This is a genomic window from Shewanella canadensis, from assembly GCF_003966225.1.
In the GTDB taxonomy this organism is placed as follows: domain Bacteria; phylum Pseudomonadota; class Gammaproteobacteria; order Enterobacterales; family Shewanellaceae; genus Shewanella; species Shewanella canadensis.
On sequence record NZ_RXNU01000002.1, the window covers coordinates 120,387 to 144,153 of the forward strand.

Annotated in this window: 28 protein-coding genes; 14 read left to right on the forward strand and 14 right to left on the reverse strand. The window is 46.5% G+C overall.

Annotated elements, in window-relative coordinates:
• Positions 1-67 precede the first annotated feature (67 nt).
• Together EKG38_RS04045 and EKG38_RS04050 are read right to left on the reverse strand one after the other, a co-directional pair.
• Positions 68-859: a CLCA_X family protein gene (locus tag EKG38_RS04045; protein WP_126518942.1), complete on the reverse strand. Its 792-nt coding sequence runs from the start codon at positions 857-859 to the stop codon at positions 68-70.
• A 68-nt stretch (positions 860-927) separates the two neighbouring features.
• Entirely contained in the window at positions 928-1,479 is a 552-nt protein-coding gene (locus EKG38_RS04050; RefSeq protein ID WP_126518943.1) for a dihydrofolate reductase family protein, read from the reverse strand.
• Between the two features lie 137 nt (positions 1,480-1,616).
• Here EKG38_RS04050 and EKG38_RS04055 point away from each other — a divergent pair, with 137 nt between their 5' ends.
• Positions 1,617-2,183, forward strand: a complete 567-nt coding sequence (locus EKG38_RS04055; RefSeq protein ID WP_126518944.1) for a TetR/AcrR family transcriptional regulator — start codon at positions 1,617-1,619, stop codon at positions 2,181-2,183.
• Between the two features lie 10 nt (positions 2,184-2,193).
• On the opposite strand, the gene EKG38_RS04060 is transcribed toward EKG38_RS04055, so the two are convergent.
• Positions 2,194-3,015: a substrate-binding periplasmic protein gene (locus EKG38_RS04060; protein ID WP_185826768.1), complete on the reverse strand. Its 822-nt coding sequence runs from the start codon at positions 3,013-3,015 to the stop codon at positions 2,194-2,196.
• Positions 3,016-3,224: 209 nt separating this feature from the next.
• On the opposite strand from EKG38_RS04060, the gene pyrC reads away from it, so the two are divergent.
• Positions 3,225-4,259 carry a dihydroorotase gene (gene pyrC / locus EKG38_RS04065; RefSeq protein WP_126518946.1) on the forward strand — a complete coding sequence of 345 codons (1,035 nt, stop codon included), beginning with the start codon at positions 3,225-3,227 and terminating at the stop codon, positions 4,257-4,259.
• 116 nt (positions 4,260-4,375) lie between these two features.
• Here the strand turns inward: pyrC and EKG38_RS04070 are convergent, their stop codons facing one another.
• Positions 4,376-4,735 (reverse strand): hypothetical protein, encoded by a 360-nt coding sequence (locus tag EKG38_RS04070; RefSeq protein WP_126518947.1) that lies wholly within the window; start codon positions 4,733-4,735, stop codon positions 4,376-4,378.
• Between the two features lie 379 nt (positions 4,736-5,114).
• Positions 5,115-6,230, reverse strand: a complete 1,116-nt coding sequence (locus EKG38_RS04075; RefSeq protein ID WP_126518948.1) for a permease — start codon at positions 6,228-6,230, stop codon at positions 5,115-5,117.
• Between the two features lie 165 nt (positions 6,231-6,395).
• On the opposite strand from EKG38_RS04075, the gene EKG38_RS04080 reads away from it, so the two are divergent.
• Positions 6,396-7,826 (forward strand): glutathione synthase, encoded by a 1,431-nt coding sequence (locus tag EKG38_RS04080; RefSeq protein WP_126518949.1) that lies wholly within the window; start codon positions 6,396-6,398, stop codon positions 7,824-7,826.
• 71 nt (positions 7,827-7,897) lie between these two features.
• On the opposite strand, the gene EKG38_RS04085 is transcribed toward EKG38_RS04080, so the two are convergent.
• On the reverse strand, positions 7,898-8,206 hold the full coding sequence (locus EKG38_RS04085) for an ArsR/SmtB family transcription factor (protein WP_126519364.1): 309 nt from the start codon (positions 8,204-8,206) through the stop codon (positions 7,898-7,900).
• A gap of 307 nt (positions 8,207-8,513) precedes the next feature.
• On the opposite strand from EKG38_RS04085, the gene ppiC reads away from it, so the two are divergent.
• Complete coding sequence (gene ppiC, locus EKG38_RS04090; protein ID WP_126518950.1) at positions 8,514-8,792, forward strand: peptidylprolyl isomerase PpiC; 279 nt, start codon at positions 8,514-8,516, stop codon at positions 8,790-8,792.
• 227 nt (positions 8,793-9,019) lie between these two features.
• Here ppiC and EKG38_RS04095 read toward each other — a convergent pair whose 3' ends face one another.
• On the reverse strand, positions 9,020-9,295 hold the full coding sequence (locus EKG38_RS04095; RefSeq protein WP_185826769.1) for a hypothetical protein: 276 nt from the start codon (positions 9,293-9,295) through the stop codon (positions 9,020-9,022).
• Positions 9,296-9,722: 427 nt separating this feature from the next.
• Between EKG38_RS04095 and EKG38_RS04100 the strand changes: the two genes are divergently transcribed.
• From EKG38_RS04100 to EKG38_RS04135, 8 genes are all read left to right on the forward strand, one after another.
• Complete coding sequence (locus EKG38_RS04100) at positions 9,723-10,112, forward strand: VOC family protein (protein WP_185826770.1); 390 nt, start codon at positions 9,723-9,725, stop codon at positions 10,110-10,112.
• A gap of 369 nt (positions 10,113-10,481) precedes the next feature.
• Positions 10,482-11,411 (forward strand): NmrA family NAD(P)-binding protein, encoded by a 930-nt coding sequence (locus EKG38_RS04105; protein ID WP_126518951.1) that lies wholly within the window; start codon positions 10,482-10,484, stop codon positions 11,409-11,411.
• Positions 11,383-12,966 (forward strand): Na+/H+ antiporter NhaC family protein, encoded by a 1,584-nt coding sequence (locus tag EKG38_RS04110; protein ID WP_246033078.1) that lies wholly within the window; start codon positions 11,383-11,385, stop codon positions 12,964-12,966. Before EKG38_RS04105 ends, EKG38_RS04110 begins: the two co-directional genes overlap by 29 nt.
• A 111-nt stretch (positions 12,967-13,077) precedes the next feature.
• Entirely contained in the window at positions 13,078-13,953 is an 876-nt protein-coding gene (locus EKG38_RS04115; protein ID WP_126518952.1) for an AraC family transcriptional regulator, read from the forward strand.
• Between the two features lie 84 nt (positions 13,954-14,037).
• Entirely contained in the window at positions 14,038-14,901 is an 864-nt protein-coding gene (locus EKG38_RS04120; protein WP_126519368.1) for a nuclear transport factor 2 family protein, read from the forward strand.
• 88 nt (positions 14,902-14,989) lie between these two features.
• Positions 14,990-15,178: a hypothetical protein gene (locus EKG38_RS04125; protein WP_126518953.1), complete on the forward strand. Its 189-nt coding sequence runs from the start codon at positions 14,990-14,992 to the stop codon at positions 15,176-15,178.
• A 173-nt stretch (positions 15,179-15,351) separates the two neighbouring features.
• Complete coding sequence (locus EKG38_RS04130; protein ID WP_126518954.1) at positions 15,352-15,765, forward strand: nuclear transport factor 2 family protein; 414 nt, start codon at positions 15,352-15,354, stop codon at positions 15,763-15,765.
• Positions 15,766-15,943: 178 nt separating this feature from the next.
• Positions 15,944-16,354, forward strand: coding sequence for a MoaF-related domain-containing protein (locus tag EKG38_RS04135; RefSeq protein ID WP_126518955.1), 411 nt, complete (start codon positions 15,944-15,946; stop codon positions 16,352-16,354).
• Positions 16,355-16,485: 131 nt separating this feature from the next.
• Here the strand turns inward: EKG38_RS04135 and EKG38_RS04140 are convergent, their stop codons facing one another.
• Both EKG38_RS04140 and EKG38_RS04145 read right to left on the reverse strand, forming a co-directional pair.
• The gene (locus EKG38_RS04140) at positions 16,486-16,761 is read right to left on the reverse strand and encodes a hypothetical protein (protein WP_126519369.1); all 276 of its coding nucleotides are present in this window, start codon (positions 16,759-16,761) and stop codon (positions 16,486-16,488) included.
• A gap of 41 nt (positions 16,762-16,802) precedes the next feature.
• Positions 16,803-18,017, reverse strand: a complete 1,215-nt coding sequence (locus EKG38_RS04145; RefSeq protein ID WP_126518956.1) for a multidrug effflux MFS transporter — start codon at positions 18,015-18,017, stop codon at positions 16,803-16,805.
• 99 nt (positions 18,018-18,116) lie between these two features.
• On the opposite strand from EKG38_RS04145, the gene EKG38_RS04150 reads away from it, so the two are divergent.
• On the forward strand, positions 18,117-18,608 hold the full coding sequence (locus EKG38_RS04150; RefSeq protein WP_246033079.1) for a MarR family winged helix-turn-helix transcriptional regulator: 492 nt from the start codon (positions 18,117-18,119) through the stop codon (positions 18,606-18,608).
• Between the two features lie 96 nt (positions 18,609-18,704).
• Here EKG38_RS04150 and EKG38_RS04155 read toward each other — a convergent pair whose 3' ends face one another.
• From EKG38_RS04155 to EKG38_RS04165, 3 genes are all read right to left on the reverse strand, one after another.
• Complete coding sequence (locus tag EKG38_RS04155) at positions 18,705-19,169, reverse strand: hypothetical protein (protein WP_126519371.1); 465 nt, start codon at positions 19,167-19,169, stop codon at positions 18,705-18,707.
• Positions 19,170-19,622: 453 nt separating this feature from the next.
• Positions 19,623-20,618, reverse strand: a complete 996-nt coding sequence (locus EKG38_RS04160; RefSeq protein WP_126518957.1) for a Gfo/Idh/MocA family protein — start codon at positions 20,616-20,618, stop codon at positions 19,623-19,625.
• A gap of 3 nt (positions 20,619-20,621) precedes the next feature.
• Entirely contained in the window at positions 20,622-20,924 is a 303-nt protein-coding gene (locus EKG38_RS04165) for a putative quinol monooxygenase (protein ID WP_126518958.1), read from the reverse strand.
• Positions 20,925-21,025: 101 nt separating this feature from the next.
• Between EKG38_RS04165 and EKG38_RS04170 the strand changes: the two genes are divergently transcribed.
• On the forward strand, positions 21,026-21,910 hold the full coding sequence (locus EKG38_RS04170) for a LysR substrate-binding domain-containing protein (protein ID WP_126518959.1): 885 nt from the start codon (positions 21,026-21,028) through the stop codon (positions 21,908-21,910).
• A gap of 43 nt (positions 21,911-21,953) precedes the next feature.
• On the opposite strand, the gene miaA is transcribed toward EKG38_RS04170, so the two are convergent.
• Both miaA and deoD read right to left on the reverse strand, forming a co-directional pair.
• Complete coding sequence (gene miaA, locus EKG38_RS04175; RefSeq protein WP_185826771.1) at positions 21,954-22,859, reverse strand: tRNA (adenosine(37)-N6)-dimethylallyltransferase MiaA; 906 nt, start codon at positions 22,857-22,859, stop codon at positions 21,954-21,956.
• Between the two features lie 185 nt (positions 22,860-23,044).
• Positions 23,045-23,755: a purine-nucleoside phosphorylase gene (gene deoD, locus EKG38_RS04180; RefSeq protein WP_126518960.1), complete on the reverse strand. Its 711-nt coding sequence runs from the start codon at positions 23,753-23,755 to the stop codon at positions 23,045-23,047.
• Between the last annotated feature and the right edge of the window lie 12 nt (positions 23,756-23,767).

A 23,767-nucleotide genomic window follows, 5' to 3' on the forward strand; every position in this document is an offset into this window, starting at 1 on the left:
AAATTGTCAGCTTAGATTGAGATCTTATAGCCCAGAGTAGCTCTTAGCTTTCTATTATTCTTAATTTTTATCCTTCACGCCCTAAAGCTTCACCCAGGGGTTCAAAATATGCAATCAGTGCCAAGAAGATTTGCTGTCGGTGCTCCAAGTCAGGATAACCACCGGAATCGGCCAGTGATGAACTTAAGGTCTCGGCGACGAGATAAGAGTTATGTATCTCTGGGTGTGACTCGATACAGGCCTCGAAAGCGCGGGCCATCAGCTCGGTGGGTTTTGATAAATACTGCCGACCATATTGGCTATCTAATGCGACCGCTCTATCGACATAAGCATGGCTATCAGTGCCATCTGGAGTCAACAAAGTAGTGGCGAAAACCTGCTCTAGCCTTTGATTTAGTGGATGCTTAATACTCGTCACATCGGCCAGCCAACAACTAGTGGCAAATGCGACTCCTGATCTGCCGTTGCCTTTAGCCTTAAAAGCTTTAGCCGCAATATAGTGGTCGAAGGCGTGCCAAAACTCATGAGCCAGAGCACCTGCTCCCGCATTCTTGGCCAGTGCAAGCTCTCGGCCAGCAGGCATATAATGCGCCTGCACGCCCTGTTGCCCACCACTACCGAAAGCCAGATTGAGTGTCTGTCGAAGCCCAATGGCTTGAGGAGGCAGTTTCAGGATAAACGCTAAGTCGGCTAAAGAGTCAAAGATAAGATTGGCCGCCTTGTGCTTCTCATCCTCTTCGACCCAGCTGCCTATGCGAATATGATTCAGACCAAAGGTTTCTTTGATATCATGAAAACTCACCTGTTCACCGAAGCGGTAATCGGGGCCCTGACGTAGATACTCTTTATGTTTTAACACTCGCACTTCTTCGCTGACTAACGTGGCTCTGAATGCTAGTCTGAGGCAAAGTTTCTCTGCAGGCCAGTTTATTTCCCGTTAACCCCGTCACGCACTCTCAGATAGTGATTTTTGACTAAACTATCGAGCAACCTTTCGCACTTCACATGCTTGAAATTTAACGGTGTCACTAAGTCACCAAACAGAGGCAAACCACCACCTAAGAGCACAGGGATTGTGGTAATGATCATCTCATCGATAAGGTCCGCTTTCAGAAAATTTTGAATCGTCACCCCACCATCAATATAGAGATCTTTGTATCCCTGCCGGCGCAGTGTAACCAACACCTCATCGAGCGGCCCATTAACTATAAACACCTTATCCTCGTAACCTGCAGGGACCTGGGCCATAGTATTACTCAACACAAACACAGGTTTACTGTAAGGCCAGTCGATGCCAAAACTCAGCACCATATCGAAGGTATTGCGCCCCATAACCAAGGCATCGACTCTCCCGATAAACTCACCGAACCCCATATCTGAGCCTTCAGGATTTGGAATTGAATGTAACCAATCCACACTCCCGGCTTTATCGGCGATGTAACCATCCAGGCTCACCGCGATATACACTATGTTGCTCATCACTCTCTCCACAAATTTTATCGAGCCGAACAAACGTACCGATTCGATTCAGTAAACTTAATCACTTGGATTATTCGACATATTCAACTAAAATATTCTACACTGTAGAATTACATTTATATTAATGAGTATTCATAATGTCTGTCAAGGATAGAAAACGAGGGCGCCCCAAGGCATCGGCGGGACAATTGAGTCAAGAAGTCATTGGCGACAAAGCCAAGGAGTTAATGCGCCTTGAAGGCAAGGTGCCCAGTATTCGTAAGCTAGCGACTGCTTTGCAGGTAGATGCCATGGCCATCTATCACTATTTTGATAATAAGAGTGCACTACTCGAAGCTATCACACGTTCTTTGATTGAGGAGATCTATCAACCAAAAACATGTCAGCAATGGCAAGCCGAACTCAAACAGCTATCTTTGAGTTACCTCCGCTTATTACGGCAATACCCGGGCTTACTGGAAACCATGTTAGGCATGACAACAGATGGGCCAGCAGTGGTTTTTACCGAACGCTTTCAGACCGCAATTTCCCCACTTAATTTAACGGATGCAACCAAAAAACATAGCTTAGATCTTTGGGTCGACTATCTTCACGGACTGGCACTGGCTGTCAATTGTGCCCCGGGCGCTCATGAGGTTGAGCCACTACTCGAAGGTCCACTTAATTTCTATATGACGTCACTGGAACATATGGCGTCCACTTAACTCACCCGAACTACTGATTAAGCCAGCGATTCAGGATTGCCTCATAACGGCCATCATTTTTCAATATGATCAATCGTCTCTCAAACTCTTCGCTAATCTGCTTCAGGTCAGGATAATCCGAGTTTTTAATGAATGGCATAGGATAACCTTTAGAAAAAACCACCTGCTCGTAGGAGACTACGCTTCCTTCCAGGTTATTTTTATTAACTAAATATTGTCCGGTAATTCGGTCTTCAAGGAAGAAAGAGACTCTTCCACGCCCCAGCATCTTTACCGCATGACTCGGGCCCTTAACAATAAACAGCTGCTTGTTGTACACGTCATGTTTTTTAAGGTTTGGAGAGTATGTTGTCGTACCGTCTTTATAGGGAAATGTTTTCCAAAAAACATCATCATAGGATGCCCCCCGCCAAACACCAACCTTACCGCCGGATCTTGCCACCTCAGCATAGCTGCCGTTCGGGGCCAAAGCTTTATCTGATTTTTGTACGAAGAAAACAAATTCTGAACGCCACATATCTGTCTCTGGGTAATAGAGATAGGGTTCCCTCGGCGCCTTTCTGGATGTGGTAAATGCCGCCTCACCCTCTCCCTTTTCAATTTTGTGCCAAACTCTGGCCCATTTAAGATCGATCACCTCATACTCAAGCTCCATCTCCTCGAAGATAATATCGATAATGTCGACGCAAATGCCCACGACCTCGCCTTGGCTGTCAGCAAAATGAAAAGGGGGACGATCGTGAGAGAGGATCCTTAAGGGTCTGCTTTCCGCAACAACAAAATGAGGGAGCAGCAACAAAAGTGGCAACAGACATTTAAAAAGTAGGCGCATTGTAGGTATCCTTTGCTTACACCTCCATTGTAGTTCAAAAACAATAGCCATACTGATGAGTGGCACAAGCCTTAAATCCCTCTTTGGGTAACATTACAGATCCCGCATGAGAGAGCGCAAACTCACCTACCCAAAAAAGCCGATTTCTGGCATAATATGGCGCAGAAATAAGCTGGTAAATGCTTATCGTAAACCCTTAGGAAACCCAAATGACGCAGATCACCCTACTTACCCCCGACGATTGGCACCTTCACTTCCGTGACGGTGATATGTTAAAAGAAACCGTGCCAGCCACGGCCAGACTCTTCCAACGTGCTATCGTCATGCCAAATCTATTGCCACCAGTGACCGATACCAAAATGGTTATTGAGTACCGTGAGCGTATTTTGGCCGCGCGTCCAGAGGGCTCAAATTTCGAGCCTCTTATGACTCTCTTCCTGACCAATGACACCACAGAGCAAGACATCATAGAGGCTAAAGCGGCGGGTGTTGTGGCGGCTAAGCTTTACCCCGCTGGCGCAACCACCAACTCAGACGCTGCGGTAAAAGCCGTTGACGGCTTATTCCCAATTTTTAAGAAAATGGCTGAAATCGGCATGTTGCTGCTGGTTCACGGTGAGGTGACCGAGTCTCATATCGATATTTTCGATCGTGAAGCGATATTCATTGAGCGTAACCTCACTCGCATCGTAGACGCTTTCCCGAACCTTAAGGTGGTATTCGAGCATATCACCACTAAAGAGGCCGCCGAGTTCGTGATGTCAGCCTCTGATAATGTGGCCGCAACCATCACACCTCAACATCTACTACTTAACCGTAACGATCTGTTAGTCGGCGGCGTGCGTCCGCACAACTTCTGCCTGCCGGTGCTTAAGCGCAACATTCACCAGGAAGCACTGCGCGCAGCAATCGCAACCGGTTCGAGTAAGTTCTTCTTAGGCACAGATTCGGCGCCTCACGAGAAGCACCGTAAAGAGTCGGCCTGTGGCTGCGCCGGTTGTTATAGCGCCTGGAGTGCACTGGAACTTTACGCACAAGTTTTCGATGACTTAGGTATCATCGACAAACTTGAAGGCTTTGCCAGTACTCATGGCCCGGATTTCTATGGCCTGCCAAGAAACACCAGTACCGTCACCTTAGTCAAAGAGAAGTGGACGGTCCCGAGTGAGATCGTCTTGCCAAACGGTAACCCCATAGTGCCTTTCTTCGCCGGAGAAGAGATTAACTGGAAGGTAAAGAGTTAGGTTTTACGTGGTTTAAACTTAGTCTCAGATAGATAGAAAGATTTCAGAAAACAGAAAGCCCGCACTAAGCGGGCTTTCTGATACTCGGGGGTGGGACTCGTTCAGATCATCTGTTGCTATTTACTACAATTTACACAGGTGGCACCAACACCAATTTTTATCTCTTCACCTGCATCATGAACACCATACTGAAATACCACAGCCTCTTCATGATGTTCACAGTTGTGGCTTTGTACCGTGGTCGCTGAAAAAACAAAAACGATAAAAAACATCATATTCCCAAGCAAAATATAGGGAAGGTTCCCTTTTGTCTTTATGGAGATCACGAAATAACTCAACACATTAACCACACAGGTGATGCCCAGTAAAACCAGCACTCCCGTGACGTTATTTAAAATGTGAAAGTAATGAAGAATTGCAATCACTATGGTTAAACATGTACATATAGCCGGAGTTAACAGCAGCAACTTACTCATTTTTTCCAATATAAACCTCTTGTTTTATTTAATTATTATATCGACTACGTTTCTTCAAAATGAATCAATGGAGATTCAACAGTAAGACTCAATATCAGAACTTAACTTCCAACAGAAATGGCACAAGACCGAAAACAAACATCTCTGCAGCCCGTCACCACTTATTGAGCATAGCCATAACAATTGGTTCAGTTTGTTTCAAAGAGGTATCGGGATTAACGAAAGAATTTTGAATAGGATCACGTAACAAAAAAACAGAGATAAATAGGGGAACTAAGAGAAAAAAGGAGAGAGGAGAGACCCTGTTCACTATCGATACCCGACCGGGGCGCTCCCTATAGAGCTCGCGCCATAGACGCCTACGCCGCGAGCCACTGAGTTAACTGAACATATAGCTGTAGAGATAACCTGCGCCGATAGCCATACCCAAGATCACAGTAAGAAATGCGGCGATCATCTGATTCTTAAAGATAGATTTAAGCAGAATCACTTCGGTCAGACTCGCGCCCGCGCTACCGATAATCAAGGCCATCACAGAACCTAATGCCATCCCCTTCTGCACTAAGGCTGCACTCAATGGGATCACCGCTTCGGCTCGGATATACAGTGGAATACCGATAATCGCTGCCACAGGGATCGCGTACCACATCCCCTCACCCGCATATTTAGCAATCAGCTCTGTCGGGATAAAACCATAGATAAACGAACCTAGAGTGATACCCAGCAGCAAGTATGGAAATACCTGCTTGAAGTCTTTCCAGGTTGAGCGCCAGATCCGCAGCCATCTACTCTCAGAACTTCCCACCTTAGCGTCTGCAGTTCCACATGATGAGCCAGTGCCACAAGAGGAAACTGCTGCTGGTGAAGTGGTTGCTCCACAGCCACTCGCTTCCATTGCTAGTGCAGGTGCAGCACCGCAGCTTGTCACAGGTTGAACAGCTGACTTTGTTTGGCTGTCGCAACAAGTTGACTCGCTGCTAGTTTCAACTGCTGTATTCGTATCACCACACGTCGCTTTACAGCTTGATGCGTCGCTTGCTTCATACGCCTCGGGACGAACGTAACGCTCGAAGCCCAGTTTTTCCAGGACAAAGCCCGCAGTAACTGCCACGACCAAGGCTATGGTGAAGTAGAACACCGCCACCTTAATGCCGAAGGTCACCACAAACAGACCAATGATCACCGGATTGAGCAAGGGGCTGGAGAACAAAAACACCATCATGGGGCCGAAACCCGCCCTTGCTCTGAGCAAGCCTTTAAGGAATGGGATAGTCGAACAGGAGCAAAATGGTGTGATCGCACCGAGTAGCGCCGCAATCACGTAGCCTTTGCCGTTGCGGGAGCTCAAAATAGATTGAATTTTTTCCGGGGTAATAATCTCCTGTAACACACCAACAAAGTAGCTGATGACAAGAAAGAGGATAATCAATTCGGTTGCCAGAAAGGCAAACATATCTGCGGCCTCACGGGCCATGGTTAAGATTTCAGGGCTCATAATAGTATTTCCTACTCATTCGTTAATTCGAGACTTTCATTTCGAGAATGTTCGAAATAATAATTGAATTAATTTTCTTGTCAACCTATAATTCTAGAAAAGCCGAAATATATTATTAATAAAACACAACTAAGACTTCGATTAAACTAAGGTAGAGATGACACTATGATAGATAGTCAGACTAAAGCAGCGACCGAAGACGCCATCGAATGGGCTCTTTTACAAGGGCTTAGTTTAAAAAATGCACCAGACTCGGCGAGTCATGCCCCATTGAGTTTTACGCCCACCGCCATCGACAGAAAACGATTTGAGAACCTAAAGACAAGTGTGCCTCTTCTCGGACAAATGATTCACCGAGTCTCTGAGGATCATGCATTCTTGCTAAACGCCATAGAGCCAGTTGCTCACGGAGACCCATTTTTTGCAGCCCTGTTGACCATGCACCGTCAACTGAAAAAGACACCAAGGTTACCTCTACTCATAATGCGCAGCGACTTTATGGATGACGTAAAACACGGTCCAAAGCTGATCGAGTTTAATGGCATAGCAGCGGGCATGGGTCCATTCGGCCAGCGTATTCATGAGTTACATAGTTACCTGAAAAAGCAGTGGCCAGAGAGATATGCCAACTGGTCGCACGCTGATGAAAGTGAGCTTATCGGCAACCCAGCCATAGAACGGCTTGCCCAGGGAATTGCCAAAGCAACAATGCAGATTAAACGGGAATTTGACGATAAAGGTCCGCCGACATTCATGATGATAGTGCAGACCAACGAAGACAATGTGTTCGACCAACATCTTTTGGAGTTGGCACTGCAAAGTAAAGGAATAAGAACAGTAAGGCGCACCTTTCGTGAACTGCACGGACGACTCAGCAGTGGTCCAAAAAACCGCTTGCTGTTAGCCGGCGTTGGTCCAATCGACTGTGTCTACCTGCGGGCAGGTTATGACTATTGTGATTACGCCGCCAATGACATCATAGGCCAGGTTTGCTGTGAAGCCCTTACACAGACCCGCGTTTTTATCGAACAACACAGAGTCGCCGTTAATGCCACGGTCAGTCAGCAGCTGGCCACCAGCAAACGTGTTCAGATGCTGGTGACAGCCATGACTCCAGCCCAGTTATCACGATTTGGCTTAACTCTAGATGAAGCGAAAGCTGTCAAAGCTCTACTCGGTGAGATGTTAGCAGTAGATGAGCACAGCGCAGACTGGATGAGTAAACAATCGAGCGGTGACTGGGTACTAAAAAACCAGGGAGAGGGGGGAGGACACTGCATTTTTGATGAAAAAATACAGCCAACACTCCAAAGACTGAACCCCGAAGAGTATCAAGTGTGGTCGCTGATGAGACGATTGCAACCAAAACCGAGAGCAAACCCTGCTCTGCTGGTGAGAAAAGGTGAGCAGTCTGTTATTCTTGATCTGATCAGTGAGATAGGCATGTTTACCGTACATATAGAGGGAAAACCTGCTGTAGAAGAGCAAGGCTATGCGGGTTATCTTATTCGCAGTAAATCGGCCACGACAACCGAAGGTGGCGTACACTCAGGCATGGGAGTTTTAGACTCGCTGGCCTACCTGAAAACCAAGTAAACCAAGTAAACCAGATTTCAAATAGAACAGGAGTGTTGAGCAAACACTCCTATAGCCAACAGCTGGACACATTACTCCTCTTGCGTGCAGCACTCCTCGTCGATACAACACTCATCCTGCAGGAAACCAATCACGCCCTCGAGCTTATCAAACTCGGCGACACAGAACAGGGTTCTGCCTTCACGTCGCTGGGAGATGAGTCCGGCAGAAACTAAGCTGGAAATATGGTGTGACAAGGTTGAACCCGGGATCTTTAGCTGCTCTTGCAAACTGCCCACCGCCAAGCCCTGAAATCCAGCGCGGACCACTCGCTTATAGATGGTTAATCGAGTCGTATGACCCAACTCCTTCAACGCCTTAGCAACCACTTCAATATCCATCACGCCATCTGCCCATATCTAAACATAAATATATTTCGATAATAACAGAAATATGATTTTATGCCAATATTGACCATTGAATAGAGAGGAAAAAATGCCTTAGCGGCTTCCTACGGCCTTGTCTATACCACAGACTAGAGCGCAAAATTGTCCAGCCGAGACAACCTGACTGTCGGACAATTGGTATATCGCTTCGGTCGAGGTGAAACTTGGTTATGACTCTGAAGCCTTGACGGGTATAATTCACCTAACGAGTCTGACTGATACCTGAGTCAGTTTATTGAATACACGATGAGAGTTAAGAGAGATGGCAAGAACCGCTGCAGCACTGCACATATTAGTCAAACATAAAGAGCAAGCCGAAGATATTATCAAGCAACTGAATAAAGGCGCTAAGTTTGACGTGCTGGCCAAGAAGCACTCCACCTGCCCATCGGGCAAAAAGGGCGGCAGCTTAGGTGAATTCAAGAAGGGGCAGATGGTGCCGCAGTTCGATAAGGTCTGTTTCACAGGCGAACTTATCACCCCACACCTAGTCAAAACAAAGTTCGGTTGGCATGTGATTAAAATACTTTATAGGACTTAAGGCTCTAGAACCTAGAACCTAGATTCTAGGTTCGAGCCACGAGATGCGAGCTATTGGCGTTATTTGTAGGAGCGGCTTTAGCCGCGAATGTTTTGGGGCTACGCGATTCCAGGTTCCAGATTGATATTCCCCTCCAAAATACAAGCCCTTTCCTTTCCTCGCAGACAACTTGTTGGCGCACTCGCAGGGAACTTGTTCCCGCTCTCGTAACTCGAAGCCTAGTGAGCCTATTTAACCTTTTTTGTGTTTTTCATGCACTCTTTGGCATCCTTAGCATGCCCATTGGCCACTCCACACGCATCGGCATACCACTGTACCCTAACGCCTCTTACCGCCGTATGTTGCGGGCCTGCTTTACCATTCCAGGTTGACTCGAGTTGAGCCTTAGTGATGGCATTAAAACCGCCGAAACCTTGCCCGCCACCTCTGGCCGATACATAAGTGCTGGCTAACGCAATTAACACACCTACCAATAGATACCTTTTGTTTGTGAGAATGTTCATGTTTACATCCTTTAACATCATTGGCGCCAGAAGAGGACGCCCGCTCTTAGAAGGGAGATACTCATCTACCTTCTGTGCTCAAAAGCCTAAATGGGATATGAGCACGCCCTATAACAGGTAACCGGTCGCACATTTGCCTCAAGGTTTGGGGCTTAGTTGTACTTAGAGCTACAGTTAAATAGAAAGCGCGGGAGTTATCTTTATTACGTTTAGTTTCATTCCATTTGTAACAAAAAGAGTTCAATCCGCATCGATTCGCAAATCTGCCTTAGCTGTAAATACCAACAAGCATTCGATTTATTAGAATAAAACCACCGTTTTTTTTTACTTTTTCACCTAATTCACTACCGATAGAATCTCTCTCGCTAAGCTTCTCAGCACTAATACCGATTGCTATTAAACATTCACTGAATGAAAAGGCGTTAACATGATTTTCAAGAGAGTCGACCACGTAGAGATTGTTCCCCGAGACCCCCACGTCACCATAGGTTTCTTCGTTAATATTCTGGGTTTCAAGATTAAGAGTCGAACAAAAGTAGATATGCCCCCCATGCAGGAGGTCATTTTTCTGGAGTTGGGCGACACTGTCGTTGAGATCATCTCTACCCAGACTCCCGAACAAAAATCGGAGGCGGCTTGGCAGGTTGGTTATCGCGCCATAGCGCTTGAGGTTGACGATATGACGAAGGCGGTCAACTACCTCAAGGCTAAAGGTATACCGCTAGCCGTCGAGCCTGTCGATTTAGGCGACTCCTATCGCGCAGAGATACGAGATCCTGACGGACTGATTATCGAACTCAGGCAGTGGAAACGCTAACTCCCACTCATCGCAGTACGGGAAGCAATAGACATTCGGCCCCATCCTGAATGTGGCAGGCCTCCCTCCCTACTCTTCCTTTCCATTCAGCGTTTTGGCTCCCAAAGCCACCTCAGGCAATTTAATCATCTTAATCTCTTCAAGCCCGAATAGGGGGATCCGACATAGCAATGTGGGCGATAAAAGTTCATTAATAGGGTTTAGGTTCGAGATTAACCATTTTTAGTCTAAGTCTGACCATGTAAAGCCACTCTGGCTTGATTAACATAAGAGTCATAAAAAGGCTGAGTATGATTCAAACACTTGTTACCACTTCAATACTCCTCCCCATCATCAAATATCATCTTGCTAAGCCGAAAGGAGCTTTATATGGATAAAAAACATGTTGCAGTCATTGGTGCCACTGGCCAGGTCGGTACGCCATTAACTAAAGGCTTACTCTCACTAGGGCACCAAGTTACCATCATATTTCGCGCACGCGGCCCACACAATGAGGCCAAGTTAACAGAGTTCGAAACACTGGGCGCGACACTTGTCGAGTGTCCGGATATGAAAAATGTCAATGCTCTGACAAAGGCCCTTCGAGGTGTGGATACCCTTGTCGCCAGCGTGCCCGGCTCGAAGGAGATCATCCAGAAGTTTGAACCTCTCTGGCTTGAGGCGGCGGTTAAAGCCGGCGTAAAACGATTTGTTCCTACCGAGTTTGGCGCTCATACTCAGGCGCTTGAGATGGGAGATGGTGAGATCTTCGACCAGAAGAAAAGCTTCCATGATCTACTCATAAATTCAAGCTTAGACTGGACCCTTTTTTACAACGGCGGCATCTTCGACTATTTTATGCCAAATTTACGATTTTTCAGCAAGATCACCACATTCGGTGACCTGGATATTCCTATCTACACGCACGATATCGAAGATATTGGCTACCTCGCCGCCATGGCCGTGACCGATGATCGCACGCTAAATAAGTGTGTTCAGTTAGATTACAACGCCCTGACTCAAAATGAGATGTTAGCCCAGCTCAAACAAAACTGGCCAGACACTCAGTTTGAATATGAGCACTTCTCCACTGAGTACATCATCGAGCAGAAGGAGAGCTCGGGTGATGAGATAACGGCCAAGAAAGGGGCCGAAACAGACAAGGAGCGGTGGGGCATCAACTATGTTATCTATGTCATCGATAAGCTTGCCGCATTCACAGACCAGACTCTACGTGCCAGTGAAATCTATCCAGACTACGTGTGTAAGCGCCCTGAAGATGCGTTAAAGGATGAAAAATTTATCTTCGAAGATAAATAACGAATGGTTAAGAGATAACCTGGAGGTTATCTCTTTTATCATGGCAGAAAGTTTCAAGCAGAGATTACCCGTCGAAAGACACCAGCTTATTACTCAGCCTTTAATCATCAAACACCCCCTAGCGATAGAGCTTTACCCTACTATGAATACTTGGTTAACCATACTGCCTCCCTGCCTCGCGATATTACTCGCCATTACCACAAGACAGGTCTATGTGGCTATTTTTGCCGGTATCATGACAGGCTCGATCCTGCTATCGCAAAATATTTTACTCGGTGTGGCAAACAGCTTTAATGCGATAGCCGATACCTTTCAGTCATCAAGCTCGGTCAAAAGCCTGATCTTTATCCTGATGATTGGCGCCATCATTAATGTCATGAGGCAATCAGGCGGTATCGATGCCCTTATCTATCAAATATCCCACAAACGCCATCTGGTAAACTCCAAGCCCAGGGCTCAACTTATCACCTTCGCTTTTGGATTTTTGATGTGCCTGGAGGGTGTGGGGTCTATGATGTTGGTTGGACTAATCGGTCGGCCACTGTTCAATAAATTTAGTATCTCCCGTGAGAAACTGGCATTTGTCGCCAATAGCACCGGAGCCCCCTTGGCCTGGCTGATGCCCTTCAGTGGTGCCAGCGTTTTTCTTATCAGCCTAATCGGTGCTCAGGTGGAAAACGGCACCTTAACCGATAAGCCAATTACCTATGTTTTTGCCGCATTACCTTACCAAGTCTACTGCATAGCCATACTAGCCTTAGTGCCAATATTGGCGTATAAGAAATCCGATTTCACAGCCACTGAATTGAGCGACGCAAAAAAGACCGATTCAGCTCCTAACTCTCAGTCCGATAATCAGTCAGTTAGTCAGTCCATCGTTCAGTCTGCTCATCAATCAAACATTGGCATAGGGGCTATGTTGCTGCCTATCATCATCTTACTGGGCTCAATTTTTGTCATCAGTTTCACCACGGGCAAGGGCAATATTCTGGCGGGAGATATCAGTTCGGCAATCTATTGGAGCGGTTTTATCTCTCTTATCGGCACTGGCATCTATTTTCGTCTCTGTCAGGTTAAGATGGAGCAGTATATCCAATGGTGCATACAGGGGATGAAGCATACGCTGCCTGCGGTTATCATTCTGGTGTTGGCTTTTTCATTGAGTAATATAACTGGGCAACTCGGAACCGGAAAATACATAGCTGGCTTTGTCTCCAGCGAGTTACCTTTATGGCTGGTGCCTGCATCCATCTTTGTTATCTGTATCTTAATTTCTTTTTCTACCGGCAGCTCCGGCGCAACTGTAAGCATTATGACACCGATTATTATTCCCCTCGCCGTGGGGGTCGATCTGTCGGTACCTATCGCGCTTGCCGCGGTGATATCCGGGGCAGTTTTTGGCGATCAAAGTTCACCGATTTCCGACTCGGTCATAGTGGCGTCAACGGCAGCCGATTGTCCGCCAGAAAATCACTTCGTCACTCAGTTGCCCTATACTTTGGCTGTGGCGTTGCTTTCACTGGTATTTTACCTTGTGGTTGGCTTTAACACTTAAACACCTACACCTACACAGAAAGTATCTCATTTTCGGAGATAGAGATGGCGCAAAAGAGAGAGGCTTTCGCCTCCATGATAATTAGCATCTTACAGGAGTTGTTGTTTCGAAATGAAGATCCCAGAAGTTAGCTTTAACCATAGGAAAACGGCCAACCGCGAAATAGAGGTCATCGACTTAGAGGAGCTCTATGAGCGGGAGCATAGCTACTCTCCTCACCCCGGAGTGCCCCACAGAATACACTTCAACAACCTGATCTACATCGAAGAGGGCGAAGGCACTCACCTGATCGATTTTGTCAATTATCCCTACCAATCCGGCGCCTTTATCTTCGTTCAAAAAAACCAGGTTCATGCGTTCGATTTTAAGCATAAACCGAAAGGAAAATTACTGATATTCACCCAGGCATTTATTGATCAGGCGTTGATGAATATGAGGCTGTCAGACTTCACTCCGACACACCTGGCCTATTCCTACCAACCGATTTTCTTCCCCGATCCTGAGGTCATGAGCAGCAGTGAAAAGTTACTGAGTGAGATAAATAAAGAGCTGCTGCACCCTCAGTCTAACCCCTTAATCGTCATGTTCCTCTTCTCTTCACTGTCGCTGATGTTGCACCGGGTGATGCCTGAAAACCAACATGATAGATTAAACAAAGATCAGCAGGCTAAGTTCACTCGCTTTGTCGAGTTACTCGAAAATAACTTCCATCGCACACGAGATGCTATCTACTACGCAGACAGGTTACATACAACTTATAAAACCCTGAATCAGATCTGCAAGATGGCCACCAGCCAGACAGCTAAACAGCTGATCGACGCTCATACTATATTAGAAGCTAAGCGGCGCCTTATCCTGGATGGTTTGCCCACTCAACAGCTTGCCTATGAGTTCGGCTTCGAGGACGCCAGTAACTTCGTTAAATACTTTAAAAAACATACCCTTCTCACCCCATCCCGTTTTCAGAAACAGTTTAAAGGTTCGTAATTGACCATTTTCAGGCCAGCTCTGACCATGTAAGCCATGCCAAATTTCATCATAATTACCCCACACCAACGAGAGGTAATTATGATGAAGAAAAGTATTTCTGCGGCATTGGCCACCACAGTTCTGGTATGCGCGGCATGCTCCAGTCCAGTTTCAGTAGAGGAACAAACAATGACGCTATCTAACAAAGAGAAGGCCGTAGCCTTGCTCAACAGCATTGAAACCGGCGATCAAAAAGCCGTAGCCTATGTGAATCCTGACAAATACACTCAACACAATCTGGCTGTTGCCGATGGCTTAGCGGGTTTTGGGGCACTGCTCCAGGCACTTCCGAAAGGTAGCGCCAAGGTAGATATTAAACGCGCCTTTCAGGATGGCGACTATGTATTTACCCATACCGACTATAATTTCTTTGGACCTAAGGTCGGCTTCGATCTGTTCCGCTTCGAAGACGGGTTAATCGTAGAGCACTGGGACAATCTGACAGAAAAAGCCGCACCGAATCCAAGTGGTCGCACTCAGCTGGACGGTCCGACTACAGTGAGCGATTCAGATAAAACGGAGCAAAATAAGGCGTTAGTCGCAGACTTCGTCGACACAATTTTAGTCAAGGGCGACTTTGCCCAGCTTGGACGTTTTATCGATAAGGGTGACGCAAACTACCTTCAGCATAATTCAGCCATTGCCGATGGTCTAAATGGTCTGGGTAAAGCACTCGAAGAGATGGCTAAACAGGGCATCAAGATGGTGTTCACTAAAAATCATATCGTACTGGGTGAAGGAAGCTTCGTGCTCAGCATCAGCGAGGGGAGCTTCGGTGGCGAACACGTCTCTTTCTACGACCTGTTCCGTGTTGAAAATGACAAGATCGTCGAGCACTGGGACATCATAGAACCGATTCCAACGAAAGACAGATGGAAAAACAATAACGGCAAATTTGGATTTTAAGACCTTGCCAGTCCAAGCGGTTTCATCTTGGTACGACTCCATGGTTTAAGTAAGAGAAAAGGAAGAGGAAGAGGAAGAGGAAGGGAAAATGAGTCAAAAACTTAGAAATTCACAACATCTTTATCTCGAAGGAATAAGAGACGGCAAAGTAAGAGAAGCCGCTACCCAATACACGGGGGACAAATTTATCCAGCATGCCGCGGATATTAAAGATGGTGTAGAAGGTTTTGTTGAGTTTTACCAACCTTTTGTTCAGCGAGTCGGGATATTCGATTAATTCGTTCGATAGTCGATGGCCGGTATGTATTCCTTCATCTTACTCAAACTCTCAATGAAGGGAGTGAAAAGTGGGTCACTGCCAGCCTGTTCGATACCGATGAGAGTGACAAACTCATCGAACAATGGAGCCTGTCTCAGGAGTATGTGGAGGAGACGTTCTCTGGACGCACCATGGTCGACGGTCCCACTGAGATTGAAGACTCAGACAAAACCGAAGAGAACAAAGCGTTAATCGAGCAGTTTTGTCAGGATATTCTCATTGACGGGAAAGTTGATACGGTCACGAATTTTGTTTCAACTACGCAATATGACCAGCACAACCCTACTGTAGGAGACGGGTTAGAGGGACTGTTCAAACACATACAGGAGTTTAAAGCACAGGGCATTACGGCAAAGTATGTCAAGGTTCACCGCATCATAGGTCAAGAAAACTTCGTTGTCGCCCTAAGTCATACCATGCAAAACGATGATGACTGGTGTTTTTTCGACCTATTCAGATTGGAAGAGGGAAAGATTGTAGAGCATTGGGATATTCAGGAAAAATTCCATCCTGAAGTACAATGGAAAAACAGCGGGAAGTTCTGAGTCGAGCGACAATAACCCACAATGATTGGCATATGCCATGCCAATCATTGATTGAAGTTGTTGCCTCCAAGCAAGTGCAACTGTCACCTCATCGACTCAACCTTATAAGCTAACCCGTTAAGCTCAATCTAAAAAACTTAAAACTTAAAACTAAGCCAACATTAAGGAGCTGAAGACAATGAAAAAGTTAGCAAGCATACTGTTCATTATCATCGCTTTCACAAGCCAGTCATGGGCCCAGGAAAAAAAGCCTGAACACCTGTTAGATGGCACTTCGATGAACTATTACTATTCAAACGGTGGAGCCATCCACTTTGAAATTTATCAAGGGATGCTCAAATATGAGTGGGTAGCAGGACCAAGGAAAGGACACAAAAATAAAGACTTAGCCTATAGCTCCAGAAAGATTGGCCATAAGATGTATATAGTAAGCTGGCTGGAGGAGTCACATCCGGACTACACAACTCTCATCTTCAATTTCGATAATAATGTCATGTACTCTTCTGGAATATTTCGTTTCGGCACTCCGAAACAATTTACCCGCTTCGATGGCGGAATTATCGAAGAGTTAACTCTGGTAGAGAAATAGTCCGGCTAAGACGGCAAAACTTACACAGGAGTTGTGGATACGGCAAGGCTCATTCAAGGTGATAGCGGGAGCCAACTCCCGCTTTTCAGATGCAGCTCATTTTGACCTCTTGTGAGGAAAATGCATCGTGGTCACTTTTCCATTAAACCATTACGTATCAGCCCGCGCCTTACGTTCTTACATAACTTGGCAAAACGTGAGATTTCACCTAAATTCGGAACCTCTCCCGCTTCAATATTCGATTCCCAGTACATCATCTCTGAGTCGACGAGCTCGAGTAATTTCTTAGGACACCCCACACATGTGGTACCGCAAATCTGCGTTTCCGGAGCATCGAGAGGAAAATCGGTTCTGACATGCTCAATAATCTGCATCATAGCCGTTTTACGATCAGGTTTTTTATTCATCATTTGTCGCTCCAAACGCGCCTTAGACTTAGACCGTCAACTCACACAAGTTCTTCACTGATCTCCAGGCCTGAGCCCGAACCGCCAAGCATGGCTCCCATCAAAGCTATCGTCGATGACACCAGCATTACGATAATCACAGGTTGCACCATCCCCATACTGATAAAAGCTGCAATCGCGCTAACCGATGCTCCGACCGTACACTGAACGGCTCCGAGTACAGCCGATGCTGTCCCCGCATTATTGCCGAAATATTTCAGGTAGCAGGCACTGGCATTAGCCATTATTCCACCGTTGGCTCCGATAGCGATGACAAAGCCGGGAACGACAAATAATAGCCGCTCCGGTGCAATCAAGCTCGAGGCCAGAAGTGTTAGTCCACCGAAAAACTGCATCAACAGAAAGCCTTTAAGTAAGGTGGCAGGCTCAAATTTTGAAAGTAAGAAGGTATTCAGGCGATTCATCGCAATGAGGGTGGCGATATTCGCAGCAAACAACATCGAGAACTGCTCGGCCGACACACCAAAAAACCCCATGTAGATCATCGAGGCGTTGGCAAGAAAGATCATCATCACGCTATAAGCAAACGCCTGAGCTATCATATACCCGAGGGCACGCCTCTCCTTTAGCACCCCGATAAACCCTAACCCTCGATGACCACCCGTCGCCTTTTTAACACTGGCCGCCTCAGAGGGAATAAACGCAACTGCCAGTCCGATCACTAGCACAGCGGTAAGGGCGAGGAAGTAGAAGATCGCTCGCCAATCGGCAAGGGATAAAATTAATGTACCGACGCTCGGTGCGATAGATGGTGCGATCATAGTGATGAGCGCAACCAGCGAGAAGAGTTTTGCAGCCTCAGCGCCATTGGCGTTATCGCGTATCGTCGCAGGAACCCCTACGAGCGCAATGCCGCCCCCTACCGCTTGAACAGCGCGCCATAACCACAACATTTCGATACTGCTACTCGTGGTGAGCAATACACTGGCTAAAGCAAAAATGGCTAATCCCAGAACCATCACAGGTCGCCTCCCCTTTCGGTCAGACAGAGGGCCACCAATCAATTGTCCGACAGCTAATCCCAGCACATACAGGCTGACGGTTACAGACAACATGGAGATATCCACATTCATGCTCTCAGCCATTACGGGCATGGCCGGCAGGTAACTGTCTATAGCAAAGGGAGTTATTGCACATATGGCTGAAAGTGTAATGACCAGGGTTTTATCTAGATGGGTGGGGAACGCTCGCGTCATCGAGTACCTCTTATTTATCTTTCCGGAAAGATAATAACTAGATAATATCTTTCCAGCAAGATATATTGTCAAAATGCTTGCTTATTAGATGATGAAACCGTGAACAACAGCATTAAAGAGTTTAAACACTTGATGGCAGATAATTGGCCAGAGTGCGCCAAAACAGCTTACCCAGCCTTATTACGACTCGGTCGGGTCAGCGATATTTTCCAACAGACCATTCATGATTTTGTTGGAGATTATCAATTACAAAAAGCCGATTTTGGCGTGCTCTGCGCATTACGCCGTAATCCGGCTCCACACTGTCTATCCCCTACCGAGCTGTATCAAAGCATGCTTTTCAGCTCGGGGGGACTCACCAAAGTGCTCAGTCGTCTAAGCCAAGCAGGGTTAATTGAACGGTACGATAACCCTGAGGATAAGCGCAGCAAACTCGTTCAGCTTACCGAAAAGGGAAAGCTGCTCGTTGAGGAGGTGCTGCCGGGATTACACCAGCAAGAAAAGCGCATCTTAGAGGTCTTGAGTGCCGATGAGCTGGCGCAACTAGATACGCTGATGCAACGAATACTGGACCGCTATGAATTACCGTAAAGTATTCAGTTACTGGCTCTATAGTCTATAAAGCAAATACGTTTTCACTAAAAACGAACCTGCACGGGTTCGCTTTTAATGCCTATCTTTGCGCCTCTATTCACAGGCACATATGGCAGATTGTTCACAGGGCGCCGCTGCGGCGACCATGCACATACCGCTCTTCTTACCCGTACCAACACACCACGCATTACAATCGAAGGTATCAGGGTGACCAATATCATCTTTATGGCTATGAAGTACATCTTTGCCCGGGTTCGATTCGACCAATAAGCCGTTTGGCAGACAAGCCTCACCAAACAATCTGCCATTGGGCACACCCTTCTCATCGGTTCCGATATGACACCCGGCGACGCCTGGCGCAACACCATCACTATCTTTCCACCAAGTCTTCTGCCCCGACATCCAGTCGGCGGGTTTAAACTCAAATGTGCCTTTCGCGCCCGGCATATCCTTAGCCCCGCTCGAAGGCGCACCCTCGTGGTGAGCGGCGAACACGCCGATAGAGAGCGTCATGGCAACGAGTAATATAATACGTTTAATCATCTGAATAGGGGTCATCACTTAGGTACCTTTAAATAAAATGTTTTTGTCACAGATTAAATAGGCTGGAACACCTAATACGACTAATCGATTAATCCTGCCTTTCGCGGCTTTAATCGAGCTGGAATAAGCAGATAAAACAGCAATAGGCAGAGAAGAAAGCTCCAGATTTAAAGCTAGCAGCGGGTATTTCACTATTCAAGCTTATGAGTCTGGGGGCATAAATAAAAGCTTAGAAGTTAACGCGGGATTTACAACATTAAAAATGAGGATATAGATAAGATGAAATGGTCAACTGTAATCAACTTTACACTCAGCCCTCATTTGACAAGATGAATCTGTACTCACCCTTTATTAAACTGCAGCCCCTCTCAACCTTACTTACTATTAAAGGTTAAAAGGGAGTTGAAAGAGGCTTGAGCCTTAAATAAAGGCGAAGTAAAACATTTGCAGATAACAGCACCAAACGCTTTATCTCACTTGAGCGGCAACTTCCCAATCTGTCAGTATCTTCATTATTTGACGCGAGTCTTCTGGGGTTGCAGCGGGGCGTTGCAGTGAAGCGCTTCCCTGCTCTATCGCTTCTCTGATTAATCTAACCTGATAGAGGAAACCATTACCGTCAGCGGGTACCGAGATCGCTTTACCTTGCTGTTCATATTGAGTAATAACCAGTTGATTACCCGTGGCTTCGGCTAACCAGGGATTAGACACTAGCACTAAGCTGCCTTTACTGCCAAGTATCGTAAAGTCGGCATGCAGACCATAATCTTCCGCGGTATGAAGTTGACAGATAACACCATTAGCAAATTGGATGCTTGCAGCCGACTCGCAAATATTACCATCTTCTCCAACACGTCCCGATGCCGCTATACGGTAGTTATCGAAGATTCCGTCACCGAACGCTTGCTGCATAACTAAGTGCATAAGAGAGGCAGGGTAACAGCCTAAGTTATACAAGGCCCCTTTACTATCCGGATTCACGAATTGGGCGATAGAGGCGCAATAGACTCCATTGATAGAACGGATGTCGCCAATGGTGCCCAGTCGAATAATCTCACTTATTTTTCTGGCAAATGGGTGTGTGAGATACATCAATCCCTCTGCAAAGAAAACCTGATTATTTGCAACTGCTGCGAGCGCCTCATCCGTCTTCTTCATATCGATAGACAATGACTTCTCACACAAAATGGCCTTGCCGGCGTTGGCAGCTTTTATCACAAAGTCATGATGAAGATGGTTAGGTAACGCGATGTAGATGATGTCGACCTCATCATCGTTAATCAGTGCATCATAATCCTGATAGATGTTTGCGATATCGTACTTTTCAGCGAATTCCATCAAGGTTTTTTCAGAACGTCCAGCCACGCTATGCAGACAGGTATGACCCTCTTCAACAATGGCATCAGCCATGACTCCTGAAATAAAGCTTGTCCCAAGTATTCCCCAATTCAATGTCTTGTTCATGTTTTACTTCAGCTCTGTTAACAGTTGAGTTTCGAATGCCTGCACCAACTCAGTTAAACCGGATTGGATAAATTTTTGCGTATGTTCGGCCTGAAAATGTTGTTCGAAGGCGGCTTTATCTTCATAACGTTCCCAGAAGATGAAGCGGCGAGGATTTTCTCTGTCTTGCAGGGGGAGCGCCATCGAACACCCCTTCTCACTATTCATTCCCTCACAAAAGGAATGTATAGCCGCAACGGCCGTGTCGAGATCGATATCAGGCTTAACCTGCAGTTCCGCTGTAATAAATAAGCCTTGTTCAAACATAATTTGTCCAGATTAACCGAGTAGAGCATGCAATTTAATTGAATCCTTACAATTGATAAACTACCATCCGGTTAATTGTTTACTAACTATGAGTTGGGAATATGGATAAATTGAAGAGCATGCAGGTGTTTGTCAATGTGGTACAACATGGTAGTTTTTCTCGCACCGCGATAAATTTTACAATCACTTCAACCATGGTTGGTAAACACATTAAGTTCTTAGAGGCGCACCTTGGGACTAAGCTGTTAAATCGCACCACACGTAAACAGTCATTAACGGAAGCCGGACAGCTCTATTATTTAGAGTGCCAGCGAATTCTGGATGATATTGCGGAAGCTGAAAATAGTCTGCAAGCATTAGAAAATAGACCCAAAGGAAGGATACGCATTAATTCACCGGTAACCTTCGGCAATATCCTACTCGCCCCAATAGTGGCAGATTTTCTGCAACGCTACCCCGATATTAATGTTGAACTGACACTCGATAACGGCTTAATAGATCCTCTTCACGATCCAGTAGATGTGGTGATCCGCATCGGTGAACTCGCCAACTCCTCGTTAATCGCTCGCCAGATTGCCGTTTATGAAATGATGTTTTGTGCCTCTCCCGATTACCTTGCCCGCCATCAAGTCCCTCTTTCACTGAATGAGTTAGCGTCGCATCAATGTCTGGGATTCAGTTACGGAGATATTCAATCGAGTCTGGCGCTGCGTATCGATACTTCAGCATTTGATAAGCAGCATTCACGATTAACCTCAAATAGTGGTCAGGCTCTGAAAGTCGCAGCGTTGAAAGGTACAGGGATTTTACTGCAACCACGTTTACTACTCTCCGAAGAGTTAGGCCGTGGAGAGTTGATAGAAATATTGAGCGAACAAGTCCCCATCCCGACACCGATACACCTCATGTATAAGAGCAAGGCGCTGCCACTGAAAACACGGGTTTTCATTGAATTTGTGTTGACCGCGATGAACGCCAATCTCTAAAGGGATAGGCCGTAAGATCTATTGAACAAGTCGAAATCGGCAATTAACCCAAGCCAGCTAACACTTCACAGGCCTGCTGGTAGATGTCACCCGAACCTTGTAACCAGTGGATCTTACCGCCATGTTTTTCAATTCTTCTGAACCAGGTTTCCTGACGCTTAGCGTACTGACCGATAGCGGTATTCAGCCTATCGAACATCTCCTCATAGCTGATTTGCTCAGCGATATATTGGCTGACGAAGCGGTACTCGAGACCATAATATTCAAGCTGTTCGTGTGATACGCCGCTGTCCAATAGTCCCTGCACCTCTTCGACCATGCCCTGCTCGAAGCGCTCCTTTAATCTGGTCTTGATTCGCTTACGCAGGACCTTCCTGTCCCATTGAATACCGAAATAGAGCGGTCTTATTTCTGGAAGAGCCTTAGCTGGCTTTGGAGCTGCTTGTTTGTTTTTTGCTATTTCGATGGCGCGATAGAGTCTGGGCCTAACCGTTAGGTCGGTTTTTTCATATTGAACGGCATCGAGCTCCAGCAGCAGCTTCTGAACCTGTTCCAGTGGCTGTAGATCCAGCTCGGACCTCAGGGCAAAATCTTTATCCAGCTGAACAAATTCATAACCGGAAACCACGGCATCGACATATAACCCTGTACCACCGACGAGAATAGGCTGTTTATTGCGAGACTGAATATCGGTAAAAGCCTCGAAGAAATCTTGTTGGAATTGAAAGGCATTATATTCATGGCCTGGCTCGACAATATCGATGAGGTGATGTGGTACCTCACCATATTCGGCAAGATCCTTACCCGAGCCGATATCCAGCCCCTTATATACTTGTCTCGAATCGGCAGAGATGATCTCCCCCTCGAGTTGTCTTGCAAGCTCAACACCCAGGCGAGTTTTACCCGAAGCTGTAGCTCCAATGACCAGGATCAAGTTGAAATTTTTCATAAACAGACTGTTTTCCAATAACGGGCAGTAGACGAGATTACCGAAATTTTACCTTAGCCCCGTAAAGGCTCCAACAGGATTCTACTAATGAAGCGTGAAACTATGAGCCGGTAAGTAATCTTGAGTAACTTACCGGCTCATTTTAACCTGAAGCGCCGCCCTATTGGTGAGCGGCTAACGTAAACCTAGAGACTGATTGCCGTCTCTAAGGCGACACTCATCATCTCGTTGAAAGACTTCTGCCTGTCTTCGGAGCTGAGTTTCTCGCCACGTTTAATATGATCAGAGACCGTGAGTATGGTTAATGCCCTGGCATCCAATTCGGCGGCGACACCGTAGATCCCCGCGGCTTCCATATCCACCGCCATAATCCCCATATCCTCCATCTTGGCGAACAGTTCAGGCTGAGGCGTATAGAAGAGATCGGCCGAGAAAATATTACCCACACGAACCGACACATTCTGCTCGCGGGCCTTGTTTACAGCAGTTTCAAGCAGATGATAGTCGGCTATGGCGGCAAAATCATGGTCGCTGAACCTCATCCTGTTGGTCTTTGAATCGGTAGAAGCTCCCATAGCGATCACCACATCCATCATATTCACATCATCGCGAACGGCACCACAACTGCCGATCCGGATGACATTCTTCACATCAAACTCGCTGATGAGTTCATGAACATAGATGCAACAGGAGGGGATCCCCATACCATGACCCATGACCGAAATCCTGCAGCCCTTGTAGGTCCCCGTAAATCCCAACATGCCACGAACATCACAGACCTGTTTGGCATTTTCCAGGTACTTGTCGGCAATATATCTGGCTCGCAGAGGGTCACCCGGCATGAGTATGGTTGGAGCAAAATCACCAGGGTTAGCATTAATGTGGGGAGTCGCCATAACAAATTCCTT

Bases quoted from the DNA above. Each gene is read 5' to 3' on its own strand.
- EKG38_RS04050 (WP_126518943.1), bottom strand. From the start codon at position 1,479: ATGAGCAACATAGTGTATATCGCGGTGAGCCTGGATGGTTACATCGCC.
- EKG38_RS04055 (WP_126518944.1), top strand. From the start codon at position 1,617: ATGTCTGTCAAGGATAGAAAACGAGGGCGCCCCAAGGCATCGGCGGGA.
- EKG38_RS04060 (WP_185826768.1), bottom strand. From the start codon at position 3,015: ATGCGCCTACTTTTTAAATGTCTGTTGCCACTTTTGTTGCTGCTCCCT.
- pyrC (WP_126518946.1), top strand. From the start codon at position 3,225: ATGACGCAGATCACCCTACTTACCCCCGACGATTGGCACCTTCACTTC.
- EKG38_RS04070 (WP_126518947.1), bottom strand. From the start codon at position 4,735: ATGAGTAAGTTGCTGCTGTTAACTCCGGCTATATGTACATGTTTAACC.
- EKG38_RS04075 (WP_126518948.1), bottom strand. From the start codon at position 6,230: ATGAGCCCTGAAATCTTAACCATGGCCCGTGAGGCCGCAGATATGTTT.
- EKG38_RS04080 (WP_126518949.1), top strand. From the start codon at position 6,396: ATGATAGATAGTCAGACTAAAGCAGCGACCGAAGACGCCATCGAATGG.
- EKG38_RS04085 (WP_126519364.1), bottom strand. From the start codon at position 8,206: ATGGATATTGAAGTGGTTGCTAAGGCGTTGAAGGAGTTGGGTCATACG.
- ppiC (WP_126518950.1), top strand. From the start codon at position 8,514: ATGGCAAGAACCGCTGCAGCACTGCACATATTAGTCAAACATAAAGAG.
- EKG38_RS04095 (WP_185826769.1), bottom strand. From the start codon at position 9,295: ATGAACATTCTCACAAACAAAAGGTATCTATTGGTAGGTGTGTTAATT.
- EKG38_RS04100 (WP_185826770.1), top strand. From the start codon at position 9,723: ATGATTTTCAAGAGAGTCGACCACGTAGAGATTGTTCCCCGAGACCCC.
- EKG38_RS04105 (WP_126518951.1), top strand. From the start codon at position 10,482: ATGGATAAAAAACATGTTGCAGTCATTGGTGCCACTGGCCAGGTCGGT.
- EKG38_RS04110 (WP_246033078.1), top strand. From the start codon at position 11,383: ATGAAAAATTTATCTTCGAAGATAAATAACGAATGGTTAAGAGATAAC.
- EKG38_RS04115 (WP_126518952.1), top strand. From the start codon at position 13,078: ATGAAGATCCCAGAAGTTAGCTTTAACCATAGGAAAACGGCCAACCGC.
- EKG38_RS04120 (WP_126519368.1), top strand. From the start codon at position 14,038: ATGAAGAAAAGTATTTCTGCGGCATTGGCCACCACAGTTCTGGTATGC.
- EKG38_RS04125 (WP_126518953.1), top strand. From the start codon at position 14,990: ATGAGTCAAAAACTTAGAAATTCACAACATCTTTATCTCGAAGGAATA.
- EKG38_RS04130 (WP_126518954.1), top strand. From the start codon at position 15,352: ATGGTCGACGGTCCCACTGAGATTGAAGACTCAGACAAAACCGAAGAG.
- EKG38_RS04135 (WP_126518955.1), top strand. From the start codon at position 15,944: ATGAAAAAGTTAGCAAGCATACTGTTCATTATCATCGCTTTCACAAGC.
- EKG38_RS04140 (WP_126519369.1), bottom strand. From the start codon at position 16,761: ATGAATAAAAAACCTGATCGTAAAACGGCTATGATGCAGATTATTGAG.
- EKG38_RS04145 (WP_126518956.1), bottom strand. From the start codon at position 18,017: ATGACGCGAGCGTTCCCCACCCATCTAGATAAAACCCTGGTCATTACA.
- EKG38_RS04155 (WP_126519371.1), bottom strand. From the start codon at position 19,169: ATGACCCCTATTCAGATGATTAAACGTATTATATTACTCGTTGCCATG.
- EKG38_RS04160 (WP_126518957.1), bottom strand. From the start codon at position 20,618: ATGAACAAGACATTGAATTGGGGAATACTTGGGACAAGCTTTATTTCA.
- EKG38_RS04165 (WP_126518958.1), bottom strand. From the start codon at position 20,924: ATGTTTGAACAAGGCTTATTTATTACAGCGGAACTGCAGGTTAAGCCT.
- EKG38_RS04170 (WP_126518959.1), top strand. From the start codon at position 21,026: ATGGATAAATTGAAGAGCATGCAGGTGTTTGTCAATGTGGTACAACAT.
- miaA (WP_185826771.1), bottom strand. From the start codon at position 22,859: ATGAAAAATTTCAACTTGATCCTGGTCATTGGAGCTACAGCTTCGGGT.
- deoD (WP_126518960.1), bottom strand. From the start codon at position 23,755: ATGGCGACTCCCCACATTAATGCTAACCCTGGTGATTTTGCTCCAACC.